We start from the raw sequence: 10643 nt of genomic DNA on the forward strand, positions 1-10643 counted from the left end.
AGCCGAGCTGCCCCCCGGAGCCATCCGTACTCCTGCGGCCACCGCACCGCCGACACCGGCTGCGGCTGCGCCCACGGCAACGGCGGCGCCTGCCGCCCCCACCGTCGCGCCGGCCATAGCTCCCGCACCGAGCTGCGGGCCACCGGACACAAGTCCGGTGGCGATCCCGGGCCCAAAGATCCCAAGTGCCAGCAAGGCGAGTGACGCCAGCATGATCACCAGCGCATGGTCGAGGGAGGGCTCGCTGGGATGCACCTTGAACTCAGCGAACAGGCCTGAGCCGATTCCCACGATCACCGCCAGCACCAGCACCTTGATGCCCGACGACACCACATTGCCCAGCACCTTCTCCGCCAGGAATGCCGTCTTGTTCCACAGCGCGAACGGCACCAGCACGAAGCCCGCGAGTGTCGTCAGCTTGAACTCGATCAGCGTCACGAAAAGCTGTACCGCCAGCACGAAGAAGCTCAGGACGACGATGAACCACGCGATGAACAGCACCACGATGGGCGCGAGATTGACAAACACCTCGGGGAAGCCGGTCAGGTCGTTGATCTGTTTGAGGATGGGAGTGCCCGCATCGATGCCCGCTTTCGCGAGCCGGCCCGGCTGCAGGAAGTTGCCCATGCTCAGGGACGAGCCGCTGGCCGTGAGCCCCAACCCCGCGAAGGACCTAAAGACGATCCCCGCGAGCAGGTTGAAGTTGCCGATGATGTAGGCGAAGGCGCCCACGTACAGCACCTTGCGCAGCAGCTTGGCGAGCACGTCCTCGCCCTGCCCGCCGGCATGGCCCATCGCCCAGAACAGCCCCGCCAGCGTCATGTCGATGACGATCAGTGTGGCCGTCAGAAAGGCCACTTCTCCCTGCAGCAGCCCGAACCCCGAGTCGATGTAGCGCGAGAAGGTATTGAGAAAGCGGTCGATGACCGTCACGTCATTCATGGCCTGGCCCGGTCAGTTGCCGTAGAAGCTGGTGGCCTGCGGCGAATACGGGGTGCCCGTGCCCATGAACCGCCGCGTCACCTCCCGCCCGCGCTCGGCCGCGGCTGTCTGGCGGGCCAACTCCAGCGATGCAGCCCGGTCCTGCGTGATCTGCAGCCGCTGCACCTGGATGGACTGCTTGGCCTGCAGGGCCAGCAACTGGTTCGTGGCCTGCATGGCCTGCAGGGCCCCCACCGCCGACTGGCTCTGGCTCACCAGGTCGGCGAGCACGCCTTCGTCCTCGCCCAGGTTCTGCGATGCTTGTGCCTGCATGCGCAAGGTGGTTTGCAGGCCCTGGAGGGTGTTCTTCCAGCGCTCTTGCGCATCGCGGTACATCTGGTCGCCACTGACCGTCGCCGCGTACTGTTCGGGGTACAGGCGCGCGAAATCCCGGTCCATGGTCGCCAGCTCGTAAGCCAGCCCCTTGGCCTGCGCGATTAGCCGCTGGGTGGTCGCCAGGTTGGCGCGCAGCCGACCCACCGCATTGAACGGCAGGCTGGCCAGGTTGCGCGCGTCGTTCTGCAACTGCCGGATCTGGTTGTTGATCTGCTCCAGCGTGCGGATAGCGGTCAACGTGTTCTGCACGAAGTTGGAGGGATCGAACACGATGCGCTGCGCAAAGGCCGGCTGTGCGGCGCCGAAGGCGAGAACGCCGGCGGTGGCCAGCGCGGCGAGCCTGGTGGTGAAAACGGTACGAATTTGCATGGCAGTTCTCCTAGGGGTGGACAGGATGGGAAGCAGCCGCTGGCGCTGACGCCAGCAGCTCCGAGGCCCAGTGCAGGCCGCGATGGCGCAGCCATGCGTCCGCAAAGGGCGAAGACGACGGAGCGAAGGAAGCCGCAGAAGCCACGGACGCCAGCACCGTGTCGATGGAGTTCTGGTCCTGCGGCGTAGAAGCACCCGCGAAGGCCAGTGTGGCGGGCCCCAGGTCGAGGTCGAACAGGCGATTGCCCATGCGCGACTGGTAGTAGTAGTCCCGCTTGGGCTCGGCCGTCGCGACGATTTCGATCTGGCGGGTGTTCAGTCCGAAGCCTTCGTAGATCGTGCGGATCTGCGGCTCGGTGGCCTGCGGGTTGGGCAGGAAGATGCGGCTGGCGCAGCTCTCGATGATGGCGGGCGCGATGCTTGAATCCTTGATGTCCGCCAGGCTCTGCGTGGCGAAGATCACCGAGACGTTCTTCTTGCGCAGCGTCTTGAGCCATTGGCGGATGCGCGCAGCGAACACCGGGTCGTCGAGGAACAGCCAGGCCTCATCGAGGATCAGTAGCGTGGGCGCACCGTCGAACCGCTCATCGAAGCGTGCGAACAGGTAGCCCAACACGGCCAGCACGGCGGCCTTGCTGTGCATCAGTTCTTCCATCTCAAAGCACTGCACGCTGGCATCGCCCAGCCGGTCATGGTCCGCATCGAGCAGCTTGCCATGCGCGCCTCCGAGCACATAGGGCGCCAAGGCCTGGCGCAGCGTATTGGACTGCAGCAGCACAGACAAGCCCGTCAGCGTGCGCTGTTCCACCGGCGCGCCGGCAAGACTGAGCAAGGCCGACCAGATGGCGGCCCGCTCTTCGGGGCCGACCGCCACCCCTTCCTGCAGCAGCCGGCCTTCCACCCATTCGGCGGCCCAGGTGCGGTAGCCTTCGCGGTCGATGCGCGCCAGCGGCTGGAATGCGATCTCGCCGTCGGCGCCCAGGTCGTAGAACTCGCCGCCGAGGCCCAGCACCGTGGCCCGCATCGATCGCCCCATGTCGAAGGCGAAGACGCGCGAGCCGGGGTAGCGCCGGAATTGCAATGCCAGCGTGGCGAGCAACACCGACTTGCCCATGCCCGTGGGGCCTGCCACCAGCGTGTGCCCCACGTCCCCAATGTGCGTCACCAGCCGGAACGGCGTGGCGCCCTCGGTGCGCGTGACGATCAACGGTGGCCCGCCGAGATGCGCGTTCTTCTCCGGACCGGCCCATACGGCAGACACTGGCATCAGGTGCGCCAGGTTCAGCGTTGAGACAATGGGCTGGCGCACATTGGCATAGGCATTGCCCGGTACCGACGACAGCCAGGCCTCCACCGAATTGAGGGTTTCCGGGATGGTGACGAAGCCCCGCCCCTGGATCACACGCTCCACCATGCGTAGCTTCTCGTCGGCCACGGCAGGGTCGGCATCGAGCACCGTCAAGGTGGTGGTGACGTATCCGAACGCGACCTGGTCGCCGCCCAGCTCCTGTAGGGCCGCGTCGGCGTCCGCCGACTTGTTGCTGGCATCGGTATCGACCAGCGGAGACTCCTGCTGGAAGATGGTCTCGCGCAGCAGCGCCACGATGTTCTTGCGCTTGGCGAACCACTGGCGGCGCAAGCGCCGCAGCTCCTTCTCTGCTTCGGCCTTGTCCATGCACAGGAAGCGCGTGCTCCAGCGGTAGGCGAAGCCCAGCCGGTTGAGGTCGTCCAGAATCCCCGGCCAGGTCGCGGTGGGAAAGCCCCGAATCGTCGCCACGCGGATGTGCTGGTTGCCCAGCATGGGCGCCAGTCCGCCCACCAGCGCGCAATCAGCCAGCAGCGCATCGAGGTGAAACGGAACTTCGGGCACCGACAGCGCATAGCGCCGTGTGGACACGGTCGCGTGCAGATAGCTCAGTGTCCGGCTGTCATCGAGCCAGGCCATCTCGGGCATCACGCCATCGAGCAGGTCGAAGATGCGGTCGGTCTCCGCGATGAAAGCGGCCAGGCGCTCGCGCCAGTCCACGCCCTGCGTCGGCGTGTTTTCGTAGAGCATGTTGGCGGCTCGTGCGCGCGACTCCTCCGGTGGGAGGTAGACGAATGTCAGGTGGTAGCCGCTCTCGAAGTGTTGGCCCGATCCTTCAAAGGCTGCACGGCGCTCCTCATCGACCAGCCAGGACAAAGGCTCCGGGAAGTCGGAATGCGGATAGTGCGCCGCCGGCCGACGTTCAGCCTCGATGAACAGGGCCCAGCCCGAACCCAGTCGGCGCAGCGCGTTGTTCAACCGCGCCGACGTGGCGATCAACTCGCCCTGCGTGGCGCTGTCCAGATCCGGCCCCCGAAACCGTGCGGAGCGCTGGAACGATCCGTCCTTGTTCAAGACGACGCCCGGCGCCACCAGGCCGGCCCAGGGCAGCCAGTCGGCCAGCAGCGCGGGCCGCTGGCGGTATTCGGCAAGGTTCAGCATGGCATCCCCTCACACATCCAGCAGCGGCTTGTGCTTGATGTGCCGCGCGAAGACCTGCATGAACTGCGGATCGACGCGCGCACCCCAGACCGCCAGCGCATGGCCGGCGATCCAGAGCACGGCACCCGGAATCCACAGCTGCAGGCCCAGCCCCACGGCAGCGGCCAGCGTGCCTGTGGCGATGGCCACGGTGCGTGGCGCGCCGCCCAGCAGGATGGGCTCGGCCAGCGAGCGGTGCAGCGGCACCTCAAAACCTGCTGCGATGCTCTCGCGCGGGCTCATACGACCGCTCCGCCCGAGAAACTGAAGAACGACAGGAAGAACGAGGATGCCGCGAAAGCGATGGACAGGCCGAAGACGATCTGGATCAGCTTGCGAAACCCGCCCGACATGTCGCCAAACGCGAGCGCCAGCCCGGTCGAGATGATGATGATCACCGCGATGATCTTGGCCACCGGCCCCTGGATGGATTCCAGGATGGCTTGCAGCGGCCCTTCCCAGGGCATGCTGGAACCCGCGGCCTGCGCGGTGCCGGCCAGGAGCAGCAGCAACACGGCCAGCAGCAAGCCCTGCATGGCAGGGCGGGCCAGGCCCGGGAGGCCCGGGAGCCCCGAAAGCTTGGAATCCGGATTTGCAGAAAAACGGAAAGCAGCAGCGTGTGTCATGGAAGTTCTCCAGGTTGGGTTGAGGAAGGGACGGAAACGGAGGGAAGTGGTGGTGCCAGGGCGTCGTCGAGCTGATAGCTGGAGGTATCGAAGCCGACCACGCGGGCGATCTGGTCGATGCGGCGCCTGCGCCCACGCCCGGCGATGTGGATCACTACATTGACGGCCTCGGCGATCAGCGCGCGGGGTGGATTGACCGCCACTTCGAGGATCAGTTGCTCCAGGCGCAGCAGCGCGCCCAGCGCGGAGCCCGCATGGATGGTGGCGATGCCTCCGGGGTGGCCCGTGCCCCAGACCTTGATGAGGTCCAGCGCCTCGCCGCCGCGCACTTCGCCCACGACGACACGGTCCGGGCGCAGACGCATGGAGGAACGCACCAGCTCCTGCATGGACACCACGCCCTGGCGCGTGCGCAGCGGGACATGGTCCCGGGCGGCGCATTGCAGTTCTACGGTGTCTTCGAGCACCAGCACGCGGTCACCGGTGGCGGCGATCTCGGCCAGCAAGGCATTGGCGAGCGTGGTCTTGCCGGTGCTGGTCCCGCCAGCGATCAGGATGTTTTGCCGTTCGCGCACGGCCTCCACCAGAAAACTCGCCTGGTCGGCGGTCATCATCCCGTCGGTGACATAGCGCGCCAGCGGGATCACGCCCACAGCGCGCTTGCGCAGCGCAAAGGCCGGCCCCGGTGCAGCCGGCGGCAGGATGCCCTCGAAGCGCTCGCCGGTTTCTGGCAGCTCTGCGGTCAGCAGCGGCTGGCCGCGATGCACCTCCGCGCCGACGTGGGCCGCCACCAGCCGGATAATGCGTTCGCCGTCCGCTTCGGACAGCTCCACGCCCAGCGGCGCGCGGCCCGACGACAGCCGGTCGATCCAGAGGGTCCGGTCGGGGTTGAGCATGATCTCCACCACGTCCGGGTCTTCCAGCGCTGCGGCGATCACCGGCCCCATGGCCGTGCGCAGCATGCGGATACGGCGGTCCAGAGACGTGGCCATGGGCGACGGGGGAACGCCACTCACCGGGATTGCTCCTGCGCTTCGGCCATGGCGGCCGTCTCATGGAGCCGCGCAGTGTCGGGTTGAAGCTCTTCGACTACGTCGCGCACCATGCTGCGTCCGCGCAGCAGGTGACGACCCAGTTGTTCGACGAACTGCTCGAAGCGCGCCTTGCCCTGGGCTCGGGCTGCTTCCTGGTGCGCTTCGGGCACTGGCGTGCTGACGGTCAGGAAGTAGCGGATGAACAATGCCAGCGTCTCGATCTCGATGTTCTGATCGCGCTCCAGCCGCTCGAACTGGCGCGTCAGCCGGTCGAGCCGCTTGGCGATGGCCGCCTCGCGCTGGTCGCCCGCGTCCGGCGACAGCCAGGACGCGAGCGCCGCCGCGACGATGGACGACTTGGAGACGCCCTTCATGGCGGCCAATTCATCCAGGCGCTTGGCGTGCTCGGGTTGGATGAAGAGATTGAGGCGGGCTTGGCTCATAGCTGGATTCCGTCGTCAGGGTCGAGGGATGCCAGCCGGGCCGTGCGCTGCAGGGACGGGTCGAGCTGGCGAGGAAGGGGCAATGGCAGGTCGTCGTCATCGAGCAGTGCCAGGTCGTTGGCCTGCGGCAACTCTTCGAGGCTGTACTCGGTAGCCTCGGACAGCTCTGGTTGCCGGCGCGGACCACCGTCATCGGCGGTGCCGGTTTCGCTGTCGGCCAGGCCTGCGGCTGGTGTCGTTGGCGCGGCTGGGATGGCCAGACCGCTCCAGTCGTCGGACCGTGTAGGCGGCGCATCGGTGTAGTGGCTGGCTGTGAGCGCAGGTGCCGGCAGCACGCGCTGTTGGAAATTGGCGTCCGCGAAGTAACGAAGCTTCCTGGCCTTGATCGGCGGGACACCGGACACCATGACCACTGCTTGATCGGGTGGGAGCTGCATCACTTCTCCAGGGGTGAGCAGCGGCCGTGCCGTCTCCTGGCGCGAGACCATCAGGTGGCCCAGCCACGGGGAAAGCCGGTGGCCGGCGTAGTTGCGCTGCGCACGCAGTTCAGTGGCGGTGCCCAGCGTCTCGGAAATGCGCTTGGCGGTGCGCTCGTCGTTGGTGGCGAACGTCACCCGCACATGGCAGTTGTCGAGGATCGAATGGTTTTGGCCGTATGCCTTGTCTATCTGGTTGAGCGACTGCGCGATCAGGAAGCTGCGGATGCCATAGCCCGCCATGAAGGCCAGCGCCGTCTCAAAGAAATCGAGCCGACCCAGGGCCGGGAACTCATCGAGCATCAGCAGGAGTTTGTGGCGGCGTGCGATGCCGTCCGAACCATCGAGCGATTCGGTGAGCCGCCGGCCGATCTGATTGAGGATCAGGCGCACCAGCGGCTTGGTGCGGCTGATGTCCGAAGGCGGTACGACCAAGTACAGCGACACGGGATGGACTGCAGAAATCAGGTCGGCAATGCGCCAGTCGCAGCGCGAGGTGACTTCGGCCACCGTAGGGTCGCGGTACAGGCCAAGGAAGGACATGGCCGTGGACAACACGCCCGAGCGCTCGTTGTCGCTCTTGTTGAGCACTTCGCGCGCGGCTGAAGCAACGACGGGGTGTGGGGCATCTCCAAGGTGCCGCGTCGTCATCATCCGGTGCAGCGTCAGCTCGAACGGGCACGCCGGGTCGGAAAGGAAATTGGCGACGCCGCGCAGCGTCTTGTCTTCGCCGGCATAGAGCACATGCAGGATGGCGCCGACCAGCAGTGCGTGCGAAGTCTTCTCCCAGTGGTTGCGGCGCTCCAGAGCGCCTTCGGGATCGACCAGGATGTCGGCGATGTTCTGCACGTCGCGGACCTCATGTGCGCCGCGCCGGACTTCGAGCAGCGGGTTGTACGCCGCCGACTTGGCATCGGTGGGGTTGAACAGCAGGCAGTGCGAGAAGCGAGAGCGCCAGCCGGCGGTGATAGACCAGTTCTCGCCCTTGATGTCGTGGATCACGGCGGAAGCCGGCCAGGAGAGCAGCGTAGGGACCACCAGGCCGACACCCTTGCCTGAGCGCGTGGGCGCGAAGGTCAGGACGTGTTCGGGGCCTTCGTGGCGAAGGTATTGCCCGACATGCTGGCCGAGGAAAACGCCAGCAGACTGGGTCAGCCCGGCTTTGCGGATGTCAGTGGCATGGGCCCATCGCGCCGATCCGTAGGTGGTGACCAGCTTGGATTGACGCGACCGCCATACCGACATGGAGATGGCAACCACCACAGCCACCAAGCCGCTGCTGCCTGCGATAGCGCCTCCGATGTCGAAGACATGTGGCGCGTAGGCATCGAAGAAGAACCACCACTCGAAAAGCCGCCAGGGGTGATAGACCGGCATGCCAGAGAAATCGAACCAGGGCGAGCCAAGGCGTGCTTGATAGCCCAGGGTGGCGGCAGTCCATTGTGTGGCGCCCCATACGCCCGCGATCACGATGCCAAATACCACCGCTATTTGACCGAACAGCACGTTCGTCCCTTGCATTGACTGACCTCCCATCACGGCACGGGGACGTGCCGCAGGCAGCAGGATCAGGGCAGTGGAACGTGCCGGTCAAAGACCGTGCTGGCTGGAATTGAGGCTGAAACAGTCAGACTTCTTGCTGTGGCGAAGACAGTAAAAATGCCGCAAGCGCAAGCGCGCTGCGGCGTAATGAAGTAACAGAAAGAACCTTGTCGCAGCGACGCGACTGCGGAAGGATCTACTGGGTCTTCTGATCCCGCCGCTCACCAAAGAAGCGTCGCTGGGCAGCTTCTGCAGCACGCAGACAAAGTTCGTCCCCGACCTTAGCCCGACCTTCCTTGCATAGCCGTTGAAGCTCCTTGATGCGCTCGGGCTTGGCCACGAGCGCATCCGCGGTTTCTGACGGTTGAGCGGGGCCACATGAAGTAAGCACGGTGGCCAGCACTAGCAGCATCACCTTAGTCATGGTTCCGGTCCTTTCATCGGGTAGGCTAGGAATTTTCTGCGGCGCTTATGCCATTCACCGAATCAATTGTGGCTATTCGTTCGATGAACCGAGCCAGCATGTCAGAAGGCTCCGCGTCGCTTCGCAGCAGATAGGTCGTGAGCATGGGCGGCGTGTCCGCTAAGGCTCGACCTACGACGCCGGGCTCGCGGCTTGAAGCGATGTGCGCTGCTCCAGTCAGGCCAAGGGCCAGCCCGGCAGAAATCAGAGCCATCATCACGTCGAAGGTCGCAACGTGCTGTGCAATTAGCGGCTCCTGTCCATGCTTGCGCAAGATTCGATCAATTTGGCGCGCATGACCTTCGCATACCCTCGGGTCACACAGCACCAGCGGATAGCGCAGTACTTCCGCCAACGGAACTTGCTTGTAGGCGAGCACAGGATGGCGAGCCGGCACTGCCACCATCAGTTCGTCTTGCCAGGCTGGACTGGCGACGACGCCATCTCCGACCTCGTCGGCCATCGAAAAGCCGGCGTCATACAAGTCATCGTGCAGACCTTTGATCTGCTGGGCTAGGGGCACCTCAAGCAGCCGAATTTCGATTTCTGGGTCTACTTCACGGCATCGCGCCAACAAGGCCGGCAGGCGGGAGGGCGTGATGCCGTCGGACAAGGCAATGCGCAACTGACCATGAAAGCCGTTGGCGGCGGATTTGACGCTATCGCGAGCTTGCTCCAGCGCCGCGAAAATGCGCGGTACGTGTTCCAAGAGCTGCCGACCCGCGCGGGTCAGTTGTGTGCTGCGGGTGGTGCGAACGAAAAGGCGCGCGCGAGTTCTTCCTCCAGTTCCTTGATCGTTCGGGACAGGGGCGACTGGTCGATGTGCAGCCGCTCGGCGGCGCGGGCGAAGTGCAACTCCTCTGCAACAGCAAGGAAGCTGCGCAAATGCCGAAGCTCCATTCGAAACTCCTTTGCATCACTAAGAATGTCCAAACGGTGACCGGCAGTACCCTGTCAGGGCTTGGCACAAAACCACTAGCTCGCTATCAATGCACCTGCATGCTCTTGTGGTACTTATGGTTTTTCACAGATTTTCATTCAACTGCTATTTTCATCAATGTTCTTAATTTAGTCGAAATTGAACACCTAAATCCTGAAGACTTTCTCAGGCGAGGAATAAATTCACGCCAACGTCGAATTTTATGTAATGGAGGATGCCCCCTAAAAATTCACTTTCAAACAGGAACCTGCCACCCGTACAATAGCTTTAGACAAGTCATCAAGCAAATCAGATTCAACGCCCCAGCAATGCCAATAAAGCGATCTAGAAGCCACACGCCCCTCCGCAATATCTATCAAAACCCCGTTTTCAAGATATAAATTTGCGAGAACACGAGGCATAAACCCCACTGCCCAGCCATTAAGTATCGCATCAAGACGAGCCTCGGCACTTGGTACATATATTTGCCTGAGGAATACCTGAGGCAATCCTAAAGCGGCGGCAACAAAATTTTCCTGAGTATCATCTCTTCTATTGAATGCTACAAATGGAAGCTCTCTAAAATTACCTGGCCCCAAGCCTGAAGTACAGTGCTTTGCAGCAAAACCAGTTTCAGCGACGGCAACATATTCTGATACACCCAAAAAGATCGAGGTACAACCGCTTGGTGGTTGAGGAACTGAAGTAACGCAGCCTTGGATTTTTCCCTCTTGAAGAAATTCATAATTGTGCATCAGATCATCTGAAAGCACTTCTATACAATTTCCTCTGGCGCCCACCGAAATGACTGCGGGCATTGCCCAGGACGCTAGGCTATCTGGATCAACCGCTATAGTTATTGGCTCATCCCCTCTAGTTTTTCCTGAAAACTGAGTCGGAGAGTTTTTTAATTCGCACGCGAGATCCGCCCTAAGCAGACGCATTTTT

At 63.5% G+C, this 10643-nt stretch carries 10 protein-coding genes and 1 pseudogene; all 11 read right to left on the minus strand.

Annotated elements, in window-relative coordinates:
• Positions 1-942, minus strand: a 942-nt coding sequence (gene trbL / locus AC27KI_RS13695; RefSeq protein WP_487114263.1) for a P-type conjugative transfer protein TrbL, incomplete at its 3' end; no start/stop codon positions are given.
• A gap of 12 nt (positions 943-954) precedes the next feature.
• Positions 955-1686, minus strand: coding sequence for a P-type conjugative transfer protein TrbJ (gene trbJ, locus AC27KI_RS13700; RefSeq protein WP_487114265.1), 732 nt, complete (start codon positions 1684-1686; stop codon positions 955-957).
• A 10-nt stretch (positions 1687-1696) separates the two neighbouring features.
• Positions 1697-4153 (minus strand): conjugal transfer protein TrbE, encoded by a 2457-nt coding sequence (gene trbE / locus AC27KI_RS13705; protein ID WP_487114267.1) that lies wholly within the window; start codon positions 4151-4153, stop codon positions 1697-1699.
• A 9-nt stretch (positions 4154-4162) separates the two neighbouring features.
• Complete coding sequence (locus AC27KI_RS13710; protein ID WP_003275288.1) at positions 4163-4435, minus strand: VirB3 family type IV secretion system protein; 273 nt, start codon at positions 4433-4435, stop codon at positions 4163-4165.
• On the minus strand, positions 4432-4818 hold the full coding sequence (locus tag AC27KI_RS13715) for a TrbC/VirB2 family type IV secretion system protein (RefSeq protein ID WP_487114269.1): 387 nt from the start codon (positions 4816-4818) through the stop codon (positions 4432-4434). The genes AC27KI_RS13710 and AC27KI_RS13715 overlap by 4 nt, the downstream gene beginning before the upstream one ends.
• Positions 4815-5810: a P-type conjugative transfer ATPase TrbB gene (gene trbB / locus AC27KI_RS13720; protein ID WP_487114271.1), complete on the minus strand. Its 996-nt coding sequence runs from the start codon at positions 5808-5810 to the stop codon at positions 4815-4817. Before trbB ends, AC27KI_RS13715 begins: the two co-directional genes overlap by 4 nt.
• A gap of 20 nt (positions 5811-5830) precedes the next feature.
• The gene (locus tag AC27KI_RS13725) at positions 5831-6295 is read right to left on the minus strand and encodes a CopG family transcriptional regulator (RefSeq protein ID WP_487114273.1); all 465 of its coding nucleotides are present in this window, start codon (positions 6293-6295) and stop codon (positions 5831-5833) included.
• Positions 6292-8292, minus strand: a complete 2001-nt coding sequence (locus AC27KI_RS13730) for a conjugal transfer protein TraG (protein ID WP_487114275.1) — start codon at positions 8290-8292, stop codon at positions 6292-6294. The genes AC27KI_RS13725 and AC27KI_RS13730 overlap by 4 nt, the downstream gene beginning before the upstream one ends.
• A 217-nt stretch (positions 8293-8509) precedes the next feature.
• Positions 8510-8737 (minus strand): EexN family lipoprotein, encoded by a 228-nt coding sequence (locus AC27KI_RS13735; protein WP_487114277.1) that lies wholly within the window; start codon positions 8735-8737, stop codon positions 8510-8512.
• A 25-nt stretch (positions 8738-8762) separates the two neighbouring features.
• Positions 8763-9676: pseudogene (locus tag AC27KI_RS13740) on the minus strand (LysR family transcriptional regulator).
• Positions 9677-9937: 261 nt separating this feature from the next.
• Positions 9938-10643 (minus strand): LysR substrate-binding domain-containing protein (locus AC27KI_RS13745; RefSeq protein WP_487114279.1); only part of this gene is annotated, 706 nt, incomplete at its 5' end.

The sequence above is a fragment of the Acidovorax sp. KPB24-03 genome (genome assembly GCF_057546605.1).